Here is a 25,791-nt window from a genome sequence, read left to right as displayed (position 1 = left end):
GTTAATCAGCATGCAATTAGCGATTAGTTGCAGCGCGATTAACAGTTAGTTGAAAACTTGATAACCGATCATTAGGAATTGATCGTGAATAGCTCGGTCTGCATTTGCCTATCAGCCGAACAAGCATTTTCGCCTCTTTCAAAGGAGCGGAGACCGATATTTGCCCATGCTTGATCATTGATTGAACTGCGTGTAAAAGCGAAGCGGAATGTCATCTTGTAAAAATTACAAAATCATGACTGTCTTCCCACCAAATTCATTACCTTTGCAACAGATTTCGGTCAACAGTTGTTGGCCGCGGGTTTTGCATAGAAACGCATAACACATTATTATATATATACATCTCAATGGAAATAACCAAGCGGACGGGCGCGGTCGAATCGTACGACAAAGAGAAAATTGCTGTGGCCATCAGAAAGAGCTTTGCCGGTACGGGTAAAGCCGTCGACGACACCAAAATCTACGAAATGGTGACCACAGTCGAGGCTATCATCAATGCCGATCAGGATAAACGGAATGTAGAGAGCATTCAGGACGAAGTGGAACAATGCCTGATGGAGAACAGCTTTTATAACGAAGCCAAAAGCTACATCTTGTTCCGCGCACGCCGAACGGAGCAACGCCGGGCACTCAACGGCATTGCTGCCGAGATCGGAGACGAGCAGATCGTACCCGTATTGAAGCTATTGCCACCGACTTTCAAGGTAACGAATACAATATTTTAGCGTTACACGAGAAGTTTATCGGCTTCAACAAAGCCGGGATGAGCCACGGAGACAAACTCGCGGCACTGATTAAAGCAGCCGTGGAAATGACGACACAAGAGGCGCCTCATTGGGAGTTTATTGCTGCCCGACTGCTTTCGTTTGGACACGAAAGGGAAGTGCACGCATTTGAAAAGGCCGAAGGGATTTACGGTTTATATGAGAAGCTGCGCTATCTGACAAACGAACGGCTCTACGGGAGTTACATTCTCGATGCTTACTCGCAGGAAGAAATCGACGAAGCAGCCGCATTTCTCGTTCCCCAACGCAATCACTTGCTCAACTATTCGGGTTTAGATCTGCTCGTCAAACGGTATCTGATACGCTCATATACGCACAAACCCATTGAAACCGTACAAGAAATGTATCTCGGAATCGCCCTGCATTTGGCAATGAACGAGTCGAACAACCGGATGAAATGGGTACAGAAGTTCTACGATATGCTGAGCAGACTCGAGGTAACGATGGCTACTCCCACGCTGGCCAATGCCCGCAAACCTTTTCATCAGCTGTCGAGTTGCTTCATAGATACTGTTCCTGACAGTCTCGAAGGCATCTATCGGAGTATCGATAACTTCTCGCAAGTGAGCAAATTCGGCGGCGGAATGGGGCTGTATTTCGGTAAAGTGCGTGCCGCCGGCGGTAAAATCCGCGGTTTTAAAGGTGCGGCAGGAGGCGTAATCAGATGGATGAAGTTGGTCAATGACACTGCCGTGGCCGTCGATCAGCTTGGTATGCGACAGGGAGCCGTAGCCGTTTATCTCGATGTTTGGCACAAAGATCTGCCCGAATTTCTGCAATTGCGCACCAATAACGGCGACGATCGAATGAAAGCACACGATATTTTTCCCGCCGTCTGCTATCCCGACCTGTTTTGGAAGATGGCCGAAGAGAATCTCGATCAGCCTTGGTCGATGTTCTGCCCCAATGAAATTATGTCGGTGAAAGGTTATTGTTTAGAAGACTTTTACGGCGAAGAATGGGAGCAAAAGTACTTGGAATGTGTGGCCGATAGGCGTCTTTCACGGCGCGTAATGACCGTGAAAGACATCGTACGATTGGTTCTTCGGTCGGCCGTCGAGACCGGAACGCCGTTCACTTTCAATCGAGACATCGTGAACCGGGCCAATCCCAATGCGCATCGGGGCATCATCTACTGCTCTAATCTGTGTACGGAGATTGCACAGAATATGGCGCCTATCGAGGAGATTTCCAATGAGATACATACGAAAGAGGGCGAAACGGTAGTCGTAAAAACCGTTCGTCCGGGCGATTTTGTGGTCTGCAACTTAGCCAGTCTGTCGTTGGGTCATCTTCCGTTAGAAGATGACGAGAAATTAAAAGACTCCGTTTCGACTGTCGTCCGGGCACTCGATAATGTCATTGACCTCAACTTTTATCCCGTTCCTTATGCTCAGATTACCAACCAGCGCTATCGAAGCATCGGTCTCGGGGTAAGCGGTTATCACCACGCTTTGGCTCTTCGGGGTATCAAATGGGAGAGCGAGCAACACATATCATTCGTAGACGATGTGTTCGAACGTATCAATCGCGCCGCCATCGAGGCCAGTTCGGATCTCGCCAAAGAGAAAGGCGCCTATCAATATTTCGTCGGCAGCGACTGGCAAACAGGCCGTTATTTTGTAAAACGCGGCTACACGTCGGACGACTGGCAGCGACTGGCAGCCAAAGTCAGTCAACAGGGAATGCGAAATGCCTACCTTCTGGCCGTGGCTCCTACGAGCAGCACGAGTATTATAGCCGGAACCACAGCCGGAATAGACCCCGTTATGAAGCGATTCTTCCTTGAAGAGAAGAAAGGAGCAATGCTTCCACGCGTTGCTCCAGGACTTTCCGACCACACATACTGCTTATAAGGGCGCTTATCTCGTCGATCAACGATGGAGTATGCGTGCCGCGGGAGTCCGCCAACGGCATATCGACCAGGCACAGAGTGTCAACCTTTATATCACCAACGACTACACGATGCGCCAAGTACTTGATCTCTACCTGTCAGCGTGGCACAGCGGCGTGAAGACCGTGTATTATGTACGCAGTAAGTCATTAGAAGTGGAGGAATGCGAAAGCTGTGCTTCATAAATCGGTAATGTAAAAATGAGAATTGAAAATGAATAATCAACTGAAAAGAAATGCCCTTTTCAATCCTGAGGGCGATACGGATCTGCGGCTGCGCAGAATGATCGGAGGCAACACAACCAATCTGAACGATTTTAATAATATGCGTTACCAGTGGGCAAGCGACTGGTATCGGCAGGCGATGAACAACTTTTGGATTCCCGAAGAGATTAATCTCACGCAGGACACAAAGGATTATCCACGACTCGATAAGGCCGAACGAACTGCTTACGACAAGATTCTGAGCTTCTTGGTGTTCCTCGATTCGCTACAATCCAATAATCTCCCGACCCTGAGTGAATACATAACGGCTAACGAAGTGAACCTTTGTCTGCATATTCAAGCCTTTCAAGAGTGTGTACACAGCCAAAGTTACAGCTATATGTTAGACTCGATTTGCAGCCCGGAAGAGCGCAACGACATCCTCTATCAGTGGAAAACAGACGAGCATCTGCTGCGTCGTAACACCTTTATCGGCAACTGTTACAATGAGTTTCAGGAGCATCGAGACAAGTATTCGCTGATGAAGACTTGCATTGCAAACTTCATTCTTGAAGGGATTTACTTTTACAGCGGTTTTATGTTCTTCTATAATCTGAGCCGAAACGGCAAGATGTCGGGCTCGGCCCAGGAGATCCGGTACATCAATCGGGATGAAAACACGCATCTATGGCTATTCCGTAACATCATTCAAGAGCTGAAAAAGGAAGAGCCGGAAATGTTTACACCCGAGAAAGTGAGGGTTTATGAAGAGATGATGCGCGAAGGAGTGGCACAGGAAATAGCGTGGGGCCAATACGTAATCGGTGATGATGTGCAGGGACTCAACGGCCGGATGGTCAACGATTATATTCGATATTTAGGCAATCTGCGCTGGCACAGCCTCGGATTCGGCTATCTTTTTGAAGACAATATCAAAGAACCCGAGCATATGAAATGGGTCTCTCAATACTCAAATGCAAATATGGTGAAGACCGATTTTTTTGAAGCCAAAAGCACGGCGTATGCCAAAAGCACGGCATTGGAGGATGATTTATAAAACTATTCGATGCAGATCCAATTACGAGGATAGAAATCCCGCGTCTCAACTCCATTGAGATGATAGCGTGGGTGGACAACAATCTTTGAGGGATTGTCGTTCAACCACGCTCCCCACCAGCTGAAAGTGCTATTGGCTATGATATTATATCTGCATTGCGTCATCATCAACAAGTCACACCAAGCATCTTCACCGTGGTTCAAATCGATAATATGAAAATTGGGATCGGCGCCGAATTGCTCACGGGCATACGTCGGATCGTCTGAGAAGACGAAGTATTCGGGGCTCTCGATTTGGCTTTCCAAATAGGCGATGGCGTGCTCATAATAAGCCTCTGTGCATACACCCTGAAACTCACTGAGCCCCAGATAGTCGCCACGACGAAGGTGGAGTGACACACTCTGACAGCTTTTGATTCGGTCGATCACCGCCAACACCGCAGCGTCTTGTATCTCCGGAAACCGAAATCGACGTTTCACCGCATCGGCAACAGCTGTAAAATTCAGTTCTGAATGCCATCCCCCGCGATAGAAAACGATACCTTTTTGATGGGTGAAATGCCGCATGTCGAAGTCGCGCGAGAGCGGTTCGACAATCATTTTCACGCCTAACAATCGGAGCGTAGGCCGCAAAAGGCGTCGCAACCAACGATGATTGGAGAAATGTGCTTTATCTAATGCCCGATAAAGTAGAACCAAGACGGCATTGTGACGATATGGAATGTCGAAGAGTTTGTCTAATGAATATTGTGTCCGCGGCCCCAAAACACAATAAACTGTGTGGTTATTGCGCTGCCGTTTAGCCAAATAAAAGGCATATTGCGACATCTGATTGCCCAGTCCGTTGAAGATTAGTACGATGTCCATAGCCTTATTTTCTGAGTTGTTGAAACCGCTTTTGACACCTCACCTTATAATTATAGTGCAGCAAATGCTTCTGAATCTTACGCCAATTATACGCTACCACGAATCGGATTACATCCCATCGGCGTGGCTTTCCGTCATCATAAATTGAGCGGGGAATATCTACAAAATAGAGATCCACAACCGTATCGAAAGCCGAAAACGCGTTGTGCACACGCTCAAAGAGCCACACTTCGGAGTAGAAACGATTCTGTCGGATAACCGATGGATTGAATTCGGGCAGCTGACGAACATACGAAGAGCGTGCCCACCAGAAGCTCCCGGAGTACATTCGATAATCTTTCGGAGGCCAACGATAGCAACCATACGTGTCAAAACCATTGCAAAGAGCATTCACTGCTACGTTCCACTTAAAGAAAATAAAGTGTTCCAACATCTCGCGCCACGACCAAATCTTGTGCACGAACGACTGAAATGCACGGTCGTTGGCCGTTACCGACTGATAGGTTATGCCTTTGGAGTGAAAATAATAGACCAAACATTCCTCGCGTTTGCACAACGATTGGATGAACTCCAACGCCGGATACTCATACCGTTTGGGATCGCTTGTACACGCGATCACTTCCACCCGCTCGCCAGTAAGCATCTTTTGCAATGCAACTAAGTCTTTTTCATCCTGCGAAATACAGCTAATGAAGAGGCGATTAGTGCTCTTTAAGAGTCCGCTTTGCCGCAAACGTTCGATTTGCTGAGCCGCTAACGCCTGCCAACCAGTGTCCATCAAGATGTGATAAACGCCGTAAATGGGCGGATGCTCACGTGGAATCTGCTCCCAAGGGGTGAGATCTCGCCGCTCGAAAACACCGGAAGACGGAATCGTAAATACGTCTAAGAATCGAAATCATCACGGTCTTCTTTTAACGATTCGATCAATCGCGAGAACATCTCTCTCAGTTCATAGTGTGGTTGCCAACCGATGGATCGGATCTTAGTTGTGTCGAGTCGCAGTTTGGTTGTGGGCGAATAACCCAGTCCTTCTTGCAAATTTAGCACCACTTTCCGCGTCGGACGGAATACGCGAAGCACCTCTTCGGCCATTGCACGGATAGAGATATAGGTGCGTTCGTTGGCTATATTATACGCTTCGCCGTCTTTTCCACACAGCAAAATATACAGTATCCCGCTCACAGCATCCATCGTATAACAATAGCTTCTGCACAACTCGCCACGCGTATGCAGCACAATGTTTTCGTTGTTGATGATGCTTCGAGCGAAATGTGCAAATACCCGACCATCTGTTTGATGCACACCCGCGCCGAAAGTTTGTGCCAATCGAGTCGTTTTCACGGGTGTTTCGTATTCCGAAAAATAGGCATAGCACAAGCATTCGGCAGCTCTTTTGCCCATCGGATAGCTGCTTCGGGCATCCATCGGATTGAGATAGCCCTGCATTTGTTCATCAATTGCGCGTGAATCGTCGTCGATCGTGCCGTAAACTTCCAATGTCGAGACATAAACCAATGATTGCAAGCGATGCTGTCGGGCGTATTCGAGCACCGATTTCGTGCTGTCTACCACCGTCGTAAGCGTCTCTGCAGGGTGTTCTATAAAGTCTTTTGAAGCCGTGGGAGCAGCCAGATGAATCAGGAAATCGGCCTCTTTGCCGGGCAGGAAAGGCTCACCCGACGCGAAGTCGTGCACGATTACGCGATGAGCAGCCGTTTCTTCACCAAACATCCTATATGCTTTAGTCCGACTCCGGACCACACTCACCACCTGCAAAGCTAACGAATATTGCTCGTTCAGTGCCAAAAGACATCGCACCAGGCACGAACCCAACAGACCGGTAGCCCCTGTGATGACAATGCGTCGGCCTCGCAGATGTTCCCAAAGGGCAAAATCTGCGGCGAAACGAGCAATGTCTTCCTGTAAGATTCTATTCATATCAAAGTCCGAATATCTGTTGATCCTCGTGCACTTTCACCATAGCGCGCAACACAAAGAAGTCTGTCGGCGTGGTAATCTTGATGTTTTCCATCGGTCCGATGATGGTTTCGAGTTTGTAACCATAATGACTCATCATCGTACAAGAGTCTATAAAGTCGTGTCGCTGATCGGCAATCGCACGGCGATGAGCTGTTAGAATGTCTGCAAGACGAAAGCTTTGCGGGGCTCGGGCAATGAAAGAATCAGCACGCGAAGGAATCTCCAACAAACCGTCCGACTGCTTCACGATAAGCGATTCGGTAGCAGGTACGCACGTGATACACGTTCCACACGCCGCCACCTTATTAATATTGTCGGTGATCGTGACTTCATTGATTAGCGGACGAACGCCGTCGTGGATCAGCACCGTAGCCTCCCGGCCCTGCGCATAAGCCTCAGCTGCACACAGACCATTATAGATCGAGTCTTGCCCCGACGGTCCTCCGGGCACGATTTTAACCACTTTCGTAATCTCGAACTTGCGTAACATCTTCTCCAAAAACGGTATCCAGCTCTCGATACAGGCCACAACGATGGCATCGATAGCGGGATGATTGTCGAAGATTTCAAGTGTATAAATGATGATTGGTTTACCATTCAAGTCGAGAAACTGTTTCGGACGCGACTTCGTATGCATCCTTAAACCCGATCCTCCAGCAAAAATCACGGCGATGTTCATAGTCTTTTTCTTTTCCATTTCAATCTAAGAAGACGATATCTATTTTGTGTCGATCGCGCCGGTCACGCGGAGGCAGCTCCCAAAAATTGCCGTATGCAATGCGGCAAAGCCTTCGGGATCGGCCGGCCCTTCAAAAACGTGCCCCTCGAAAACGATGTCCCGATGCGGAATCATCATCCGTTTGGGATTCTGTTCATAAAACCACGCACCGTAAGAGTGCATATATAGCTCCGGATTTCCAAACAAACGACCTACTCGTCTGAACGCAGGAAACACGAGATAATGCAACAGATTATACCCGATCTGCGCCAGATGGGGATGCACACCGGCACAACGCAGGTTGAGATTGACTGAAAGTTTGGCTGCCAAATGCTGCAACCACGGAATCATATAACCCTCATAGGGGAAGATGTCAATATGCAGTCCGCGGTATTTTTGCGCCTCATGGGTGCGCCGGTCGCAGCTGTCAGCATTGTCGTGACTGCGGTTTTCGCTCTTCAAGTCGCGCAAACAAGCCCACTCTTTATAAAATCCGGGGTCGGTCTTATTGGTTTGCAACACATACTGCGGGTGCGGATGGGCAATCAGGTAGCGGCAGAGCTTCTTATAATCAGTATAACTTACGACGACGTCTATATCGTCATCCCACGGTATAAAACCGCCGTGGCGCAAGGCACCAAGTACATTTCCACCGTCGATTCGGCACGCCACACCAATTTGTTTGCTCACGTCCTGCAAATAAATCAGCATATCGAGCAGCCGCATTTGCGCTCTGCGGAGCACCGATCCATCAGGATTGTAGTCCCGACGGAGACTTTCCTGCGTCTCTCCTGTGTTGAATCGTTCCATCATTACCTGTCGTTCTCACATCTATTGACTACATTTCACAAGATGAAAATAGCCCTTAGACACGATTTGCAATATGCAAATATAGTGTAATTTATCAAATTATCTACCCTTATATGCCGTTTTTCATACATCCGCGAGCAATCTTTCTCCGTTTATCCTTGCCTTTCCGCCCAGTCGCCTCGGTCGAGATTGCGATAGCTGATAGCCTCGGCGAAATGCTCGGGCGTAACTTTTTCGCTACCAGCAAGGTCCGCAATAGTACGCGCTACCTTTAAAATGCGGTTGTAAGCACGGGCAGAAAGGCTGAGCTTTTCCATTGCCGTACGCAGCAATTGAACACCATCGGCATCGGGTTCGGCAAACTGATGAATCATCCTTTCAGTCATTTGGGCATTGCAGTGGATGCCATTGAATGGCTTAAAACGTACAGCCTGTACCTCGCGAGCCTTGATTACACGTTCGCGAATGGCCGCACCGGATTCTCCCGGAGCTGCCTGTGAGATGTCATTAAAAGGCACCGGCGTGATCTCTACTTGTATATCAATGCGGTCGAGCAATGGACCGCTGATCTTGTTCATATACCGTTGGATCTGTCCCGGCGTGCAAACACAATGGTGAGTGGGGTCGCCGTAATAGCCGCAAGGGCACGGATTCATACTCGCTACAAACATAAAGGAGCACGGATATTCCGCTGTGTATTTGGCACGGGATATCGTTATCTTCCGATCTTCAAGCGGTTGGCGTAATACTTCGAGCGTACTCTTGTTGAATTCGGGTAGTTCATCAGCAAAGAGTACGCCGTTATGAGCCAACGAAATCTCGCCGGGCTGCGGTGTAGCACCGCCTCCCACAAGGGCCACTTCGGATATTGTGTGGTGCGGAGAACGAAAAGGACGTTGAGAAATAAGAGACATTCCCTTACCCAATTTACCTGCAACGCTGTGGATCTGGGTCGTTTCGAGACTCTCGGCAAGTGTAAGCGGCGGAAGAATAGAAGGAAGTCGCTTAGCCATCATCGACTTTCCAGAACCCGGAGGACCGATCATAATCAGGTTATGACCGCCCGCAGCAGCCACTTCAAGGGCTCGTTTCACATTGTCTTGGCCTCGGACATCGGCGAAATCGAGGTCGAACGCATACTGATGTTCATAAAACTCTTTGCGAGTATCGATTTTTACGGGATTGAACGACCGTCGATCGGTCAGAAAATCAATAACATCGGTCATCGACTCCATACCATATACATCAAGATTGTTGACCACTGCCGCCTCGCGCACATTCTCTTTGGGCACGATCAAGCCCTTGAAATGTTCGGCGCGAGCCCGTATAGCAATAGGCAAAGCACCTTTGACGGGTTGCAACTTACCGTCGAGTCCCAACTCACCCACCATCATATACTCGCCGAGATGTGCAGATTCAAAACTCGCATTGGCCGCAAGGATGGCCACAGCAAGCGGCAAATCAAAGCTACTTCCTTCTTTCCGGAGATCTGCCGGAGCCATATTCACAGTGATATCTGCTACCGGAAAGCGGTAGCCATTGTTCTGCATAGCAGCTGCAATACGATCGCGACCTTCGCGAACAGCCTCGTCTCCTAATCCAGTAAAGTGATAAAGCACCCCTTTTACGAGACTAACTTCAATGGTAACAGTAGTTACTTCAAGCCCATTGACGGCTGCACAAAACGTTTTTACAAGCATTTAGATATATTGAGAATGAAAAATGAGGAATTGACTATGGCGTGATTGAAAATCAAAAATGATACTTTATGACTTCTTTCACCCGCCTGTTGACTTTCAATCGTCAACTGTCAATTGAGCAATTTGTCCACACGCTCTTCGAGTCCTTTGGCATCTAAGCCGCGCGCTATGATGCGACCGCGCTGCAACACGATGTTGTCGGGAACGGAGAAAAGGCCCAACTGTTTCAAAACCGGCGTTTGCAACATCTGTCCATCACAGATTGTGGGCCACGAAATAGAGTCTTGACGGAGTGCATCACGGCAATCTTTACGACTGGCATCAACGCAAATACTCACGATTTTAAGGCGTCCATGCGACTTGGTTTGCAATTTTTTCAAGGCCCGCTGAATGTCTATGCTTTCATAGCTCCATGTTGCCCACACGCTGATAACGCTTACTTGGGCTGCAAGTAATGCTTTTTTATCGATCGACTCACCGTTAATTGCATAGCCAAAAGACGTTAATCGCAAACCGTTTGATGACAGTTGAGCCAACGGCTTGATATTCAAATACATACGATTAAGCTCTCCGTTGTCTGTCTGGTGCTTCATCATCTGTTCGATCAAGCAAAAGCCCGCTTGTAATCCGGCATGGGAGCAGTGATAAAATATTTGCGAACGAGATAGACACTGACAACAGATTCGGGATGATCTTCCACGAATTGGGCTGCGCATTTGGCTATTTCGGGGGGAGATGCACTAACAATTTGCTCGCGAAACCGATTCATCAATTCGTTGTCTTTCGTCCCGTCGACGGTCAACTCTTTCAAATGCGAGGCGTCGGCTTTGATTTCCACCGACTTACCTGGCTGTGCAAAAACCGGCTGTTCGGAGAAATTCGGGAACACAAGAACTAATGTAGCTGCCTTCTCGCACGGTATCTCATAAGCAAATCGACCGCCGGTTACCTTGATGGTATCTATTCCGTCGAGGCCACCATTGGTACTATAAACGTAAAACTCACCTTGGTTGAGGTTGAGCAGACGACCTTCGATCTTGAAATGATCGCTATCGGTCCCGCAGGAAACCACCACCAAGGTGAGTAATACAAGCGAAATGAGTTTACTCATTATTCTTTACAGCGGAAAATTCGAGGTCGTTTGCCGCGTAATCGGTCAGTGAAGGATCTTTCTGAAGCGCTTCTTTGAGGTATGACTGAGCTGCATAGTTGTTGCCTTGACGTGCACTGACAATGGCATGGAGGTAACTTGTCATTGCGTCGGGATTCTTCACATTGCCCAACGTGGCCTTAGCGTGGCATAATCCTTATTGAGAAGCTGCGCCAAAACAGCACTATTGCTGTTGGAAGTACCGAAATTCTCCTGCGCCTGAGCAAAGTTTCCTTTGGCGATATTCAGATTGCCGAGAACCTCTCCGAAGCCATTCGCCTCCACAGCATTGGCCAAATAATTCTCGGCCTGCTGCACTTCGCCATGCTTCAAAGCGATCAAAGCGAGATTGGCATTAGGTTCTGCGGCCTGCGGATTCTGTCTCAAAGCCTGCTCAATGTATCTTTTAGCTGTGGCTTCATCGCCTTCGTTGAAAGCGAGAACAGCGAGATTGTTGTAAGCGCGATAATCTTTGTCATAATAAGCAACAGTCCGCTTATAGATCTCTTGCTTCTTGGCGGGACTGTCTTCGAGACTTGCGGCATAGAGCATTTCCTCTACACTCAACTTGGCGGGGTCTGAAACATATTGTGCTTTGATCTGTTCGTCACTGCGACCCACAATTTCATAATTGATAATTAGGCGCGAACGGCGCAACTCCGGCAGTATACCGTCAGCCAATTCACGAAATCCCTCACTCATGTTACGGATCTGTTGCTCGCGTTCTTGCGGATCTTTATACATCGAAAGCACGCGAAGAATCACGTCTTTATCTTGAATGCTGGAAGCCTGAACAAGTTTCTGGAAACCATCCCAGTCCTGAGCGGTATAGTGCGCATCAATAGGTGTGCTGACTTTAGTTTGCTTCAGCTGTTGCTTCACATATCCTTCAGAAACGCCTTGACGCTTATTCGCAAGCTTATCGTTGAGCTTGAAGCCACCGTCGGGTGATGCATAAGCCTGCACTTCGACGTTTTTAAGATTCAAACGCTCACGATCTGCGTTGATTTTCTTCAACATCCACACAAACTCCTGCACCGAATTGTTTTGCAACTCACTCTTGCGCAGGTTTGCCTGATTGATAAGGAACCGCACATTAGCTTCTTGTCGGCGTGCTTTGATGCGTTGGAAAGAATCGAGTGCTAAGCAACCGCCGGCATTCATCAATGTTCTGCGATAGAGTTCTGCGGTTGTGATCACGCCCGTTGCCACTTTTACGGCCGGAATATTGATCTTTTTCTTACCGATATGCGCATCGAATGTGAGATACATATCGCTCTTTTGCATATCCGAAGTGAATGGGAATGTGGTCCTCATCGTATAATGTCCGCCCATTCGATAGGATATTGTCTGGTTGTTTCCGTAGACTTTCTCACCCTGGAATGTGGCTGTTGTGCCTTTTTTCGACAGTCCTCTGCCATAGCGGAGTTCAGGAATGACGGTCACAGTGGCCTTCTTCTTCATGTATTTTTCAGGAAAACTGCCGTTGATTGTGGCAGGAATCTGACCGCCTTGCGCCTCGAGTGGATTAGGAGTTACGGTGAAGTTGTCGGCAGACAAGGCTCCCAACTTCGAACAAGAAGTGAATGCCCAAATTGAAATTACCGATAAAAAGAGAAGTGATTTCTTTTGCATAGAGTTTAGATAGTTTATGAAGTGCCGCGAGCGGGACTCGAACCCGCACAGCCATTACTGGCCAAGGATTTTAAGTCCCTCGTGTCTACCAATTCCACCATTGCGGCATCGGAAATCAATGGATGTTGAGCGGAAAACGGGACTCGAACCCGCGACCCCGACCTTGGCAAGGTCGTGCTCTACCAACTGAGCTATTTCCGCAAGCATTCAGCAATGCAAAGATAGAGCTAATTCTGTGAATGGCAAAAGTATTTAGGACAATTTAATATATGAGTGTTATTTTATCGCTCTTCGAGAGAGCAACGGGTGGAATGCGGCTAAGCGTCGGTTAACGCGCAATATATTCACCATTCATGATACATCATAGATCATTCGCCATGCGATTCATGGTTAACGGGCGTGCAACTAATGCTTAGTTGTCGTGTGCTAAACCGTTAATCAGAACGCCAAAAGATGTTGGTTGCAAACGGATCAATAAACATTTGATTTTCATGTATTTATTCATCGATACGACGTTAAGATCATATCGATGGATAAACTCAAAAAACGACTGCTCAATGCACGGCAAGCTGTCCGAAAACACCGGTTGTTTGCGCCCGATAACGCGTCAACTTCTTGCCGGCATCGCCTTTAACGACAACACCGTCGGCATTGAGATTGTATTCGCGGTGGCACACGCCGCACCGTGCCAGACCGACACTTGTCATCGTGAGCGGCTTACTTCGCACCGGAACAGCATTGGGATCAAAACAGTTGGGACACTCTTTGTCGTAAGCATAAAATTCGGCGGGGATGTCTAAATTGCTGAATCCAACGATGATTCCGTTGTTATAGCCCAGTTGGATCGGTCGTTTCAGATCCTTGGCATTGGCTATGACACTGCTTTCGAGTCCTTGATTATTCTCGAACAACAGTTGAACAGCCCCCGATTTCATGCTTTGCGCGATGAGACAAAACACGCCCGGCACATTCGGATTCATCGCGCTGGCCAGCGTTTGATCCTGATGCGTGGCGTTGTCGAACACGAAAAGGGCTACACCGGTTATGTATTCGCTATGGGCATTGCGGCAAGCCGACAAGGCTAAAAGCATCCAACCGAGCAAAAGACCGTATCTTTTCACCTATTTATATTTGATATTTTGCAGCACATCGGCAATCTTTTCGATGCCCTCTTGCAACGGTTTCTTGACCATTCCTTTGATAAACGGATTGAGATCAGCCTTGATCGTGAGTTTCATTTTGCACGAAACATCAGTCACGGGCAGCAATTGTATCCAGAAATTAAAGGGCACCGGCGACTGTTCTGTCTCAAATTTGATACATGTCGGAGCCTCGCGCTCAACGATGCAGAGCTTGATTTTCCCCACAGGTGCCACATTAATCGAAATCGAATCCTTGTCAAACGCTAAGTCTTTGACCTTATCTTCGGGAATGCGATCAGCCACTTTGCCCAAATTTTCCAGGTTACTCAGACTGTCATACACTATTTGTTGAGCGTAAGGAATCGTCCTCACGCCACTTTCAAATTTACTATCCATCCTGTTGGTAAGTTTAAAAATTAATGAGTTTTTGAGTCTGCAAGTTGATCAGTCGCTCCATTTACGATCTTCACCAATTGTCGATCACAACAGCAGAATCCTATAAACGCATCAGCTCACAAATACATTGCCTTATTCACTCCAATGCTCCGGATCCTTGCGCCACTCATGAAGCACCTCCACATCACTATCGCTAATGTAGCCGGTCTTCAACGCTTCGGCCACCACATGCTCATAGTCGGTCAGCGTGATCAACTTAACCTTCGCATCCTTAAAGGTTTTCTGGGCCACGGGTAACCCGTAAGTGTAAGCTGCCACCATGCCAATCACCTCGCAAGCATCATTCCGAATGGCCTCAACCGCCTTCAAAGAACTGCCTCCGGTGGATATAAGATCCTCGACAACCACCACTTTCATGTTCGATTTCAACTCTCCTTCAATGAGATTTTCGAGTCCATGATCTTTGGGTTTGTTGCGCACATAGACAAAGGGCAGATGCAGGGCGTCGGCCACGAGTGCCCCTTGAGCAATGGCTCCGGTGGCAACGCCCGCAATGGCTTCAACCTCGGGAAAATGTTCCAAGATAGCATGCACAAGCTCATTCTTAACATAAGTGCGCAGTTCGGGATACGAAAGCGTCTTCCGATTGTCGCAATAAAACGGCGATTTCCATCCCGAAGCCCACATAAAAGGATTGTTGGGCTGCAACTTGATGGCATTGATTCTCAATAGTCTTGCAGCAAAAGCGCTCTTTAATGTGTCCATTTCGTTACTCGATATTTAAAATTCATCGTGCAAAGTTAGTGTTATTTATTCAGAAAGAGGTGTGTTGTGTGTTGAAAATATATTCGAATGGCCGTGCAATGAAGCCTCTTTTGGCACTCAACGGAGGCTTAATTGACGGCCCAAAGAGCTTTTGTTGACTCGCAAAAGAGCATTCGTTGAAATACGAAAGTTGCTCCTTGTTCGCATGGCCTTTCAATAAGCGAAACGAAACTCATCTCATAGCTGCTGCGCACTCCATAGATATATCAAGCCTCAAATTGCTTTTATTTAGCTTTCAATCCCCCAATTTAAGGAGCGAAGGAAAATAATAAATCGGACGAAAAATTACATAAAAACGCGAGAGAAATCAATCTTTCGCTATGTTTTCAATATCAAGCTTAGCAAATCCCCATACAAGTATGCTGATCTTTGCCGCTCCCGCCTTGACCAACTGTTGTGCATAAGCAGTGATGGTGGCTCCTGTGGTGACCACATCATCAATGATCAGCACGTGACGGGCTTGCACTCGTCGAGCATCTGACAGTTCGAAAGCGTCCGCCACATTGTCCGTGCGTTGCCAACGATCCTTATTGGTCTGGCTTTCCGTAAATGTTTTGCGCCGCACAGCACGGTTTTCGATGGGGATTCCAGTCACTTCGCTAATGCCGCGCGCAAGTTCTTCACTTTGATTATAACCGCGAATCCTGTGTCGCTTGCGTGTTAACGGCACAGGCAACAACACATCGATGCCATCGAAAAAATTGCTCCTCACAAGTTCGTGAGCCATCAATCGCCCTGCCATTACGCCCCATTCGCTCTTTCCGTGATATTTAAGACCATATATAATATAGCTGGTGGGACCGCCACGATGATAAAACGTGAAAGCGAAACACCGTTCCACAGGGATCAATCCCCAAAAACAACGCGCCAATTCATTATCATACGGATCGCGATCATAACCTGTTCGCGGAAGATGAAGATTGCATTGACTGCACAATAATTCCTCTCCGATGCTGAGTCTACGCCCACACATCGCACAGGATTGTGGTGAAATGAGATTCAACAAACGGTCCCAAAAACTAATCATAATCCTCTATTTCTGCCCCATCGATGCACTGACGAATAATGTTCCACTCAAAACCGCGACTCAATGCGAACTTCATCAATTTCTGATTACGTTCATATTCATTTGCAGCTTTGATCGATTTGCGTTTCGATCGAATGAGTGGACGCAGCACATCGATATATTCCTCGTCGTCGATTTCATCTAAAATCGGGCCCGACACGGCTTTGTCAATGCGTTTTTGATAAAGAGCCTGTTCCACTTTACGTCTTCCCCAGCCGTTGAATCGAATCTTATCACGGACAAACAAACGGCAAAATCGCTCGTCATCCACATATTTTCCCTTGATGAGATACGCCATCACACGAGCCTGCACATCATCATCAACACCCCATCTACGCATCTTTTCGAGCATCTCTCCTGTGCAATGCTCCGCCTTGGCACACTCGGCAGTGAGGCGAGTCAACACTTGTTGCTCTGTCATTTCTTTGTTCATAATTGAGCTTTCATCATTCGTTGATCGTAACCGAAATGTCGATCAACTTCTATTTCACGGAATCCAAAACTGCGAATCATCGTTTTCAACGCATCAACAAACAGTGGATTGATTTCAAAATAGAGTCGACCTCCGGGTTTCAAGGCATCGGCAGCATAACAAGTAATAGCTGTATAGAAACGGAGAGGGTCGTTGTCAGGAACAAACAGTGCTTTGTGAGGTTCGAATTGGAGCACGTTGGGCCGCATATCTCGCTTCTCTCGTTCGCAGATATAGGGCGGATTGGCCACGATTATATCATATTTCTCTGTGGCAGGAATGGGATTCAACGCATCCATCTGAAACAAACGGATATCTTGTTGTAATCGTTCGGCATTGCGCCGGGCCACTTTCAACGCTGCACTTGACAAATCATAGGCATCGACCGACAATTGCGGACATCGTTTCTTCAACGTAATCGCGATGCAACCACTACCCGTACAGCAATCAAGCAATCGTCCTTCTCCATGCCATTCTTCAACAATCCACCGACAAAGGGCCTCTGTTTCGGGTCTCGGAATGAGTACATCGGGCGTCACTTCATATATATCGCCATCGAAATAAGCCTGTCCCAGTACATATTGCACTGGTTCGTTACGTTCCAATCGCAGCATCATCTGTTTCAATTTGACTCGCTCTTCCTCGTTCATTTCGTCCAATTTGCCGCACACGACATCCGTCATTGTGATTCCAAAGCCCATTTCGAGCATCAGCAACACAATCTCCTTGCTTCTCGTTCGCCGTAAATCGGTTTAAGTCGGTAGTAGAGTCGTTGGTAAGTTGAAGACATCTGAGACTTTTATCTATTGTTGATAAGAGAAATAATGACATCTGTTTACGTCGTATGCAAAGATAAACAAATCTTTTGAAAACGAGGAGTGAAAGGGCGAAAAGACGGGAATTTCCATCTAAACACCTGCATTCAAAACTCCACATAAGGCTCCAATCGTTTGAGATCAGCGGAAGAAAATTCGGGCGAAAGACGTAAATCGGCCAACGAATGAAGCCTGCCTTTCAGGCGACGGTAATCGATAATCGCACGAGCTTGATAAAAATTGAGATAGGGATGACGCTTGAGTTGATTGAGTGTCATGCTATTGAGATTGAGTTTTTGGAGTTGGTCGTCGGGAATGATGAAATATTTCAGTGCCTCTTCGGGGAAATCTTCAATCTCGGTGAGCTGTCGGATTGAGTGAAAACCACCTAAACGAGCACGATAATTCACGATTTGTCGGGCGAAATAACTGCCAATTCCGGGCACTTTCTTCAACTGAACGGTGTCGGCTTCGTTGATGGAAAGGCGCTCAGTGGGCCGCAATTTGACAGGATGTTTGATGGTGTCGCGTTCGAAAACACGGGCTGTTTTCTTTTCTTCGAACAATTCGGAGGCTGGTCGATAAGCCTCGCCGATACGGATGTAAGGTGCCAATGCTCGATATTGTCCGCGTGTGAGACCGTATAATCGAGCAAAATCCTCGGGACGACGATACACGCCTCCGCGAGCACGATACTTATAAATGGATCGCACTTGCCATGGACGGAGTCCGAGACGGAGCAACTGCATGCTGTCCGCTGTATTGGGATCGAATGGGAAAAGCGTTGTTTGAAGTGCATTTTCTTCGGCATATCGATATGTCTTTGAATAAGACACACGCGACGAGAAGGGTGTGCCTTGACGATCGAGTGAGTCTTTTCTCTCTGCCATCACATCGTTTTCGCCACCTCGGATGCCGAAAATCAACAGCGTGATGCCCACGATTGCTATGAGGACGACGATGAGCACCGAGCGATCCGACTTGGGAAGATAAAACAATTCTTTTAAAAGCATAGGCTGTTATATGATAGATCATGATAGGGATATGCACATGTCGCATGTCTTTTTCATGCTTGTCGGCATGATGCAAAGTTACAAAACTTATTCTGATTTTGATAAAACACCCCACAAAGAATTCATCATGCACAATGCGTCATGCATCATTCGTCGTGCAACTCACCGTTAATCGCACGCTAACTCACCATTAGTTACACGCTGAATAAGCATTAATCGTCGTGCGACTAACAGTGAGTTGCGGAACGCATCAACCTTTTATACGGAGCGTTCGCATCGCATTGAATACGGCTAAGACCGTCACCCCAACATCAGCAAACACCGCCATCCACATCGTTGCGATGCCGAAACCGGCCAGAATGAGCACAAGCACTTTCACTGAAATGGCAAACCACGCATTCTGCATGGCTATACTGATCGTCTTGCGAGAGATGGAAATGGTTTTGGAAACCTTCGAAGGACAATCGTCCATCAACACAACATCGGCCGCTTCGATGGCTGCATCTGAACCGAGTCCACCCATTGCCATGCCTACATCAGCACGAGCCAACACAGGAGCATCGTTTATTCCGTCGCCGACGAAGAGCAGACTGCCGCCGGATTTCTTCTCACGCATCAATCGCTCGATGTGACTCACTTTGTCGGCAGACAACAGTCCGGTCTGCACTTCATCGAGTCCGAGTCGCATCGCCACGTCTTCGCCCACCTCTTTGCGGTCACCGGTAAGCATCACAGTCTTTCGCACACCCATCGTTTTGAGTGAATCGATGGCTTCGCGGGCATCATCCTTGATTTCATCAGCAATAACAATGTGCCCCATATACGTGCCATTCACCGCTAAATGAATGATTGTGCCGACCAACTCACATGGTTGCCAGCGGGCACCAATGCTTTCCATCATCTTCGAATTGCCTAAGTACACAGTCTTTCCATTCACTTCGGCACGGATTCCATGCCCAGCAATCTCCTCAACATGCTCCACTGTGCAGCCGTCTGCTTCATTAGGATAAGCGTCCCGCAATGATTGCGCGATCGGATGTGTGGAGAATCGTTCCACGTGGGCAGCCAAATGGAGCAACTGTTGTTGGCTGATCGACTCGGGATGTATGGCGTTTACCTTGAACACTCCACGTGTGAGCGTACCCGTTTTATCGAAAACCACAGTGTCGGCCTTAGCTAATGTATCCATAAAATTGGCTCCCTTGATGAGTATTCCTTGCCGAGATGCACCACCGATTCCACCAAAGAAGGTCAGCGGGATAGATAAAACCAAAGCGCAAGGACAAGATACCACCAAGAAGGTTAACGCACGATTCAACACAAAGGGAAGTTACCTCCGAAATCACCCGACAGCATGGCGGCAATATCGCCAATGCAATTGCGATGTAAACGACAATCGGCGTATAGATTTTAGCAAATCGAGTGATGAAGTTTTCACTCTTCGACTTGTTCTCACCTGCATTTTCCACCAAGTCGATAATCTTGGAAACAGTGGACTCACCGAAGCTTTTCTCGACCCGAACCTTAATTAGTCCGCTGACATTTACGCATCCGGAGATCACCCGATCACCACTATTGACAGTGCGGGGAACGCTCTCCCCGGTGAGCGCCACGGTGTTCAAACTCGACGAACCTTCAACGATCACGCCGTCCATCGGCACTTTTTCGCCCGGACGTATCACGATAACCTCACCCACTGTGATGGTTTCGGGATTGACCGTTTTCGTCGTTCCGCCTCGCTCCACATGTGCAATATCCGGACGAATATCCATCAGTTCGGTGATCGAACGCCGACTCCTGTCCTCAGCATAGTCCTCAAACAACTCGCCCACTTGAAAGAAAAGCATCACGAAGACAGCTTCGGTAAATTCGGGTTCCATATTCGGCAAGAAGCCGATCAACATGGCACCGATCGTAGCAATACTCATAAGCAGATCTTCGTTGAACGGTTCTCGTTCCACGATTCCTTCCCAAGCCTCGTCTAAAACATCGTAACCCACGAGCAGATAAGGCACCGAATAGACTATCAGCAATTGCCACATGGACAACGCCGCAGTCTTTTCCACCACGACGGCCACAATGAGCAAGAGCGCTGAAAGGATAATCCTTATTAACTTTTTATTCTTGATCATGATTCCTATTATTGATTTAATGACACAAAGTTAGGCTTTTTCTCATGCAACTCGATTGCAAAGAAGATTTGTAATGCAGCAAAGGTGAAAAAGAGAAAAGAGAAAAAGGGCTTGTCATTAACGCTTAGTTACACATCAACTAACGCTTAGTTACAGCCTAATTAACATTTAATCGGCGTGCAACTAACAGTTAATCGCACACAGCATGATGAAACGAGAATGCTCAATCATTCATGAGGAATTCAAATTTTAATCGTATCTTTGCACGCAAACCAACATGCTTAGATGTGACAACAATGGAAAACAAGACGATAGGGAAACGGCCGACACTACGAAAACCACGCTGGCTTTACACCACGATTGAGAGTGGAGAGAAGTATGGTTTTGTAGAAGAAACATTGGAAACAAATCATCTCCACACAATATGTAGCAGTGGAAAATGTCCTAATAAAGGGCATTGCTGGAAAATGGGAACAGCCACTTTCATGATTCTTGGTGATAGATGTACGCGCGCTTGCAGGTTTTGCGCCACACAAACAGGGCATCCACTCCCCCCGGATCCTCATGAACCGGTGAAGATTGCATGCAGTATCAAAGCGATGAAGTTGCGTCATTGCGTCATCACTTCGGTCGATCGAGACGATCTTCCAGATAAAGGAGCTGCCCATTGGGCCCAAACCATTCGTGAAGTGAGACTTGCCAATCCCGACGTGATCATCGAAATACTCATCCCCGACTATCGAGGTGCGAACCTACACACCGTTCTCAACGAGCAACCCGACATCGTGGGACATAATTTAGAGACTGTAGAAAGACTCACACCGGGTGTTCGCAGCAGAGCCACTTACCGCAACAGCCTGGGTGTTTTGCAAGAGATTGCCCAACGGGGCACCATCACCAAGACCGGTATCATGGTGGGATTAGGCGAGCGTCAGGGCGAAGTTGTCACACTGTTGCGCGATGCTTATGATGTGGGTTGCCGTATGATCACCATCGGACAATATCTCCAACCGAGCGAAAAACAACTCGATGTACAAGAGTATGTGCATCCCGACATCTTCGCTTTTTATAAAAAAGAAGCATTACAGATGGGTTTCGACAATGTCGAAAGCGGTCCATTGGTGCGCTCATCTTATATGGCGGAACAGTCGTTTATCAGTATGCTGATCCACAAAAAGAAGAAAGCGCAAATCATTTGACCACGATCGGATCAAGAGATTGCGGCATTACAGTTCGGCATCAGAGCTTTCCCTGCTCACCCAAATAACTGTCTTTGAATCCCAAGAAATACAAGATGCCATCGAGTCCGATGGTGTTCAGACTTTGATCTGCATTGGCCACGACCCGCGGTTTGGCATGAAAAGCAATGCCAAGACCCGCTTCCGAGATCATCGGAAGATCGTTGGCACCATCTCCCACAGCAATGGTTTGCGCGAGATTCACTTTCTCCACCTGTGCCAAAAGCCGCAGAAGTTCGGCTTTGCGATGGCCATCGACAATCTCTCCAACATAATTTCCTGTCAGTTTTCCATCTTCATCGATTTCCAATTCATTTGCATAGACATAGTCGATACCATATCTTCGTTGCAAGAACTCGCCAAAATAAGTGAATCCTCCGCTCAAAATAGCGATCTTGTAACCGCATCTTTTGAGCACAGACATCAATCGATCAGTGCCTTCCGTGATTGGAAGATGCTCTGCAATGTCCTGCATCACACCCACATCAAGACCTTTCAACAAAGCCACTCGCTCTTTGAAACTCTCCTTGAAATCGATTTCGCCACGCATAGCACGCGCTGTGATGGCAGCCACTTGCTCTCCCACACCGGCTCGTTTGGCCAATTCGTCGATACATTCGGTCTGTATCAGCGTAGAGTCCATATCAAAACAGATGAGCCGACGCATGCGTCTATACATGTTATCTTTCTGGAATGAGAAGTCGATTCCCAATGAAGTGGACAACTTCATCAGCTCCGATTGAAATTCGGAAGGATCGTTCGGTGTGCCGCGGAGTGAAAATTCGATGCATGCCCGCATGTTTCGCTCGGGACGTTTGATACTCATTCGTCCCGTAAGTCGCAATATTGAGTCGATATTCAACCCTTGTTCAGCAATCACTTTGGTCGCGGCCGCAATTTGTTTGGCCGACAAACTGCGCCCGATAAGGGTCAGAATATATCTGTTTTTGCCCTGTTGGTTCACCCAAGTTTCATAATTATCGTCGCTGATCGGCGAAAATCCGATGTTTACCCCGAGTTCACTGGTCTTGAAAAGCAGTTCTTTCATCACATCACCCGACTGTTTGTCGTTGATCCGAATGAGTACACCGAGCGACAACGAACTGTGAATATCGGCCTGACCGAGGTCTAACACCTGTGCATCATGATGTGCAAGGATTTCCATGATCGATGCGGTGAGTCCCGGCCGATCCTGACCAGTGATATTAATCAATATCTGTTCTTCTCTGTTAGCTTTCTTTTCCATACATGTATTACTTTTATACGCGAAGTTAATGGATTTATATAAGATGCCCAAAAGATCCCCGATAATTTGCAGCTAATTCATCCTGTGTCATCAACTTAATATCGCACTTCGTTTCATCCTGCATCATAAGCTATGCTGTTAACCGTTAGTTGCACGCCGATTAAGCCTTAATCGCACGCCAACTAACGCTTCATTGCACGCCAATTGAGCGTTAGTTATAACGCTTTTCATCCTTTCCTTTTTTCACTCTTTCCCTTTTTCATCCTCTCACTCTTCCGCACATACCATCCGAAAACGATGGGAGGAAGCACGTAAGTCATAGCAACCACCGACGCCATACCCACTATCGTGATCTCGCCTAATGAATGAAGAGCCGGGTGTCGAGCCACAATCAGCGTGCCCATACCGATAAACATGACCGCAGCCGACAGCATGATGCTGCGCTTGTAAGAGGCGAGAATACGGCGATGGTGTGTGCGTTCGTAGATCAAACCTTCTGTAATGAAAATGCTGTAATCGTCGCCTTGACCGAAAATAAACGTGGCCAGGATGATATTTACAAGATTGAAACGGATTCCCAAAAGGTGCATTGTGCCGAGAATCCATAGCCACGACACAGCCATCGGCATGAAAGCGATGAGCGCATGAACGAATTTTCCAAACGAAAGCCATAAGAATACGAATACGATCAACCCACAAGCCCAACCGATATAATTGAAGTTGTCGGACAGCGAAGTGGCTATCGCATTGTTCATTGATTGCACGTCGAAAGCCCATCTTCCGTCATTGCGTTGTGAATAAGCTGTAATGATGCTATCTGAAACTGCATTCGGCACATTCATCACGCATACAGCAGTATGTCCAATGATGCGCGTACCAATACCATTGGCCGTGAGCGGTGCGAAGAAATCGATGTTTTGAGGATGGAAAGGTCTGTTTAGAAGCGTATCGAAATCAGCAAAAGCCTCTGTTGAAAAACCGTATTGAGTGGCCGTTCGAGGCAGCGTTTCATAGAGTGCAATATGGTTTCGGTGCACGAAATTATGCCATCGGTCAATCCGTCGCTGCTGTTCGCGTCGGCTGGTAACGAACGCATCGGGAGCGTCTTGCTCGCTTCGCATCAACGCCTGATCAACAGTTGCCCCATCAGAGACAACGTATAGCTGTGTTTCGCCAGGTGTTTCGTTACGCATTTTACTGAGATGGGCCAACAACTCACGCTGTTCGGGTTTGAGATAGTTGATCTTTTGCATATTCGTATCAAACGAAGTGAAAAGACTGAAATAGCCCAACACGAGTGTGATAATGATGAGCAAGCCGACGACCCATTTGTTGCGAGGATAAGTTGGGATGTATTCTGCGGTCTCGTTCGTCTCTTCCTGCAGCTGGCCGACCACTTTTTGCACTGCGTTTTGCTTGCAAAGGTGGGGCAAAAAGACCATAACGAAGAGGATTGTGCCCATTAACATCAACGCAGCAAATATGCCTAAGTCGCGCAAAGCGGTAGAATCGAGCGGTATCAAGGCGCAAAACGCTCCCACAGTAGTGATGTTTCCGATGACCAAAGGCTCGGCAATGTCTTTCAAAACGGCGCGAGGCGAAGGCTGATGGGATAGATGCGCGACAAAATGTAACGGATAATTGACAGCAATGCCGATGATAATCGAGCGATGCCGAGCACGATTACCGACACGTGTTGGTGCAAAACCGACATCCCTGCCATAGCAATGAGCCAACCGAAAGCCAACGAAACCACGATGAATAACATCTTGCGGAGACTGCGTAATGCGTAAAAGAGCAGCGAAAGGATAAGAACGGCGGCGATACTCACAGCCCAAAGACTGTCGGTTTTGATTTGCTGCGCATTCTGAACGGCGATAACGGGTGCGCCGGTCACTTGTATCTGCACACCCGGAACGGCTTTTTCGACAGCTGATGCAGCATCATTCACCCGACCGATCAACGCATTGTTTTTGCTCGTTTCGCTCGAACCGTAAGGTGAATCAATCATAACAATGGCACGTTTGCTATCGGGCGTGAAGATGAAACTGTCATTGAGCGCATAGCGAATGCTGCTATTGGCAGTTTGAAGTCGAGTTATCAAGGGTGTGAACAGTCCCAAAGGGTCGCGCTGAATGTTGTTACTTACAAGGCTACCAGCAGGAAACAGCAGTTGTTCTTGTGCTCGTTTCAGGGCCGAAGCAATGCTGTCGGGTGCCAGTTGGCGTTCCATTCGCTTATAATCGGTAGCTGTCAGGAAGAGTGGTGCATTGCGATAAACGAACGAAGCGATGCCCATCAGCTTGTCATAATCCACTTGTGATGTTGTTTTCCAATGTTCCCGGACTGTTCGTTGGCCGAATAATTCGACCGCAGGAATGATTTTTTCGGGATCGATTTGCGATGAATCGCGCAACTGGAAGACAACGAAGATGCGGTCGGCCGCATTGATTTGCTGATAAATCGACATCGATTTCTGATATGCCTCATCATTAGGCAGAAAGTCACTGATGTCTTCATTAAAACGAAGACGCAGCGTGAGCAATATCGATCCAACGACAATCGCGGCCAAAAGCACATAACAGAGCCATCGGTTTCGATGCAGATAGTCGTACAAACGCAGTACAAAGGTCGTCATCTTCCTA

At 47.6% G+C, this 25,791-nt stretch carries 19 protein-coding genes, 2 tRNA genes and 4 pseudogenes; 3 read left to right on the top strand and 22 right to left on the bottom strand.

Translation table 11 applies throughout. The annotated features are described in order from the left end of the window. Window positions 1-347 precede the first annotated feature (347 nt). Window positions 348-2,864, top strand: a pseudogene (locus JCM12259_RS12990) (ribonucleoside-diphosphate reductase subunit alpha). Window positions 2,865-2,892: 28 nt separating this feature from the next. Next, window positions 2,893-3,939 carry a ribonucleotide-diphosphate reductase subunit beta gene (locus JCM12259_RS00485; protein ID WP_021584108.1) on the top strand — a complete coding sequence of 349 codons (1,047 nt, stop codon included), beginning with the start codon at window positions 2,893-2,895 and terminating at the stop codon, window positions 3,937-3,939. Between the two features lie 2 nt (window positions 3,940-3,941). On the opposite strand, the gene JCM12259_RS00480 is transcribed toward JCM12259_RS00485, so the two are convergent. From JCM12259_RS00480 to JCM12259_RS12960, 19 genes and pseudogenes are all read right to left on the bottom strand, one after another. After that, complete coding sequence (locus JCM12259_RS00480; RefSeq protein ID WP_024991473.1) at window positions 3,942-4,805, bottom strand: alpha-1,2-fucosyltransferase; 864 nt, start codon at window positions 4,803-4,805, stop codon at window positions 3,942-3,944. Between the two features lie 4 nt (window positions 4,806-4,809). Next, on the bottom strand, window positions 4,810-5,583 hold the full coding sequence (locus JCM12259_RS12985; RefSeq protein WP_309546386.1) for a hypothetical protein: 774 nt from the start codon (window positions 5,581-5,583) through the stop codon (window positions 4,810-4,812). A 107-nt stretch (window positions 5,584-5,690) separates the two neighbouring features. Beyond that, the gene (locus tag JCM12259_RS00470) at window positions 5,691-6,746 is read right to left on the bottom strand and encodes an NAD-dependent epimerase/dehydratase family protein (protein ID WP_025064998.1); all 1,056 of its coding nucleotides are present in this window, start codon (window positions 6,744-6,746) and stop codon (window positions 5,691-5,693) included. Window position 6,747: 1 nt separating this feature from the next. Continuing rightward, window positions 6,748-7,467, bottom strand: coding sequence for an IspD/TarI family cytidylyltransferase (locus tag JCM12259_RS00465; protein ID WP_025064997.1), 720 nt, complete (start codon window positions 7,465-7,467; stop codon window positions 6,748-6,750). A gap of 19 nt (window positions 7,468-7,486) precedes the next feature. Beyond that, window positions 7,487-8,319, bottom strand: a pseudogene (locus tag JCM12259_RS12980) (LicD family protein). Window positions 8,320-8,468: 149 nt separating this feature from the next. After that, complete coding sequence (locus JCM12259_RS00455) at window positions 8,469-10,016, bottom strand: YifB family Mg chelatase-like AAA ATPase (RefSeq protein ID WP_024991468.1); 1,548 nt, start codon at window positions 10,014-10,016, stop codon at window positions 8,469-8,471. Between the two features lie 110 nt (window positions 10,017-10,126). Further along, window positions 10,127-10,612 (bottom strand): thioredoxin-like domain-containing protein, encoded by a 486-nt coding sequence (locus JCM12259_RS17565; RefSeq protein ID WP_309546385.1) that lies wholly within the window; start codon window positions 10,610-10,612, stop codon window positions 10,127-10,129. Between the two features lie 8 nt (window positions 10,613-10,620). After that, complete coding sequence (locus tag JCM12259_RS17560; protein WP_309546384.1) at window positions 10,621-11,127, bottom strand: DUF4369 domain-containing protein; 507 nt, start codon at window positions 11,125-11,127, stop codon at window positions 10,621-10,623. Further along, window positions 11,120-12,801, bottom strand: a pseudogene (locus tag JCM12259_RS12970) (tetratricopeptide repeat protein). Before JCM12259_RS12970 ends, JCM12259_RS17560 begins: the two are co-directional and overlap by 8 nt. A 22-nt stretch (window positions 12,802-12,823) precedes the next feature. Beyond that, window positions 12,824-12,908: transfer RNA gene (locus JCM12259_RS00440), tRNA-Leu, on the bottom strand. Window positions 12,909-12,929: 21 nt separating this feature from the next. Beyond that, window positions 12,930-13,002: transfer RNA gene (locus JCM12259_RS00435), tRNA-Gly, on the bottom strand. Window positions 13,003-13,355: 353 nt separating this feature from the next. Further along, window positions 13,356-13,922: a hypothetical protein gene (locus tag JCM12259_RS00430; RefSeq protein WP_025064996.1), complete on the bottom strand. Its 567-nt coding sequence runs from the start codon at window positions 13,920-13,922 to the stop codon at window positions 13,356-13,358. After that, window positions 13,923-14,339: a hypothetical protein gene (locus JCM12259_RS00425; RefSeq protein WP_025064995.1), complete on the bottom strand. Its 417-nt coding sequence runs from the start codon at window positions 14,337-14,339 to the stop codon at window positions 13,923-13,925. A gap of 132 nt (window positions 14,340-14,471) precedes the next feature. Further along, window positions 14,472-15,104 (bottom strand): orotate phosphoribosyltransferase, encoded by a 633-nt coding sequence (gene pyrE / locus JCM12259_RS00420; RefSeq protein ID WP_025064994.1) that lies wholly within the window; start codon window positions 15,102-15,104, stop codon window positions 14,472-14,474. A 367-nt stretch (window positions 15,105-15,471) separates the two neighbouring features. Continuing rightward, a complete protein-coding gene (locus tag JCM12259_RS00415) occupies window positions 15,472-16,191 on the bottom strand; it encodes a ComF family protein (RefSeq protein ID WP_025064993.1) in 720 nt (239 codons plus the stop codon). Further along, window positions 16,184-16,651: a regulatory protein RecX gene (locus JCM12259_RS00410; protein WP_025064992.1), complete on the bottom strand. Its 468-nt coding sequence runs from the start codon at window positions 16,649-16,651 to the stop codon at window positions 16,184-16,186. Before JCM12259_RS00410 ends, JCM12259_RS00415 begins: the two co-directional genes overlap by 8 nt. A gap of 8 nt (window positions 16,652-16,659) precedes the next feature. Further along, complete coding sequence (prmC, locus tag JCM12259_RS12965; RefSeq protein ID WP_234396496.1) at window positions 16,660-17,412, bottom strand: peptide chain release factor N(5)-glutamine methyltransferase; 753 nt, start codon at window positions 17,410-17,412, stop codon at window positions 16,660-16,662. Window positions 17,413-17,624: 212 nt separating this feature from the next. Next, the gene (locus tag JCM12259_RS00400) at window positions 17,625-18,530 is read right to left on the bottom strand and encodes a ComEA family DNA-binding protein (RefSeq protein ID WP_025064991.1); all 906 of its coding nucleotides are present in this window, start codon (window positions 18,528-18,530) and stop codon (window positions 17,625-17,627) included. A gap of 250 nt (window positions 18,531-18,780) precedes the next feature. Then, window positions 18,781-20,662 (bottom strand): annotated as a pseudogene (locus JCM12259_RS12960) (heavy metal translocating P-type ATPase). A 296-nt stretch (window positions 20,663-20,958) separates the two neighbouring features. On the opposite strand from JCM12259_RS12960, the gene lipA reads away from it, so the two are divergent. Continuing rightward, complete coding sequence (lipA, locus tag JCM12259_RS00385; protein ID WP_025064990.1) at window positions 20,959-21,861, top strand: lipoyl synthase; 903 nt, start codon at window positions 20,959-20,961, stop codon at window positions 21,859-21,861. A gap of 40 nt (window positions 21,862-21,901) precedes the next feature. Here lipA and serB read toward each other — a convergent pair whose 3' ends face one another. From serB to JCM12259_RS16990, 3 genes are all read right to left on the bottom strand, one after another. After that, window positions 21,902-23,146 carry a phosphoserine phosphatase SerB gene (gene serB / locus JCM12259_RS00380; protein ID WP_025064989.1) on the bottom strand — a complete coding sequence of 415 codons (1,245 nt, stop codon included), beginning with the start codon at window positions 23,144-23,146 and terminating at the stop codon, window positions 21,902-21,904. 227 nt (window positions 23,147-23,373) lie between these two features. Beyond that, window positions 23,374-24,732 (bottom strand): MMPL family transporter, encoded by a 1,359-nt coding sequence (locus JCM12259_RS16995; RefSeq protein ID WP_234396492.1) that lies wholly within the window; start codon window positions 24,730-24,732, stop codon window positions 23,374-23,376. Further along, window positions 24,729-25,784, bottom strand: coding sequence for an MMPL family transporter (locus JCM12259_RS16990; protein ID WP_234396491.1), 1,056 nt, complete (start codon window positions 25,782-25,784; stop codon window positions 24,729-24,731). Before JCM12259_RS16990 ends, JCM12259_RS16995 begins: the two co-directional genes overlap by 4 nt. Between the last annotated feature and the right edge of the window lie 7 nt (window positions 25,785-25,791).

Origin of the sequence: Hoylesella enoeca JCM 12259, assembly GCF_000613405.1 — a bacterium.
In the GTDB taxonomy this organism is placed as follows: Bacteria; Bacteroidota; Bacteroidia; order Bacteroidales; family Bacteroidaceae; genus Prevotella; species Prevotella enoeca.
This window is presented reverse-complemented; position numbering and strand designations above follow the sequence as displayed.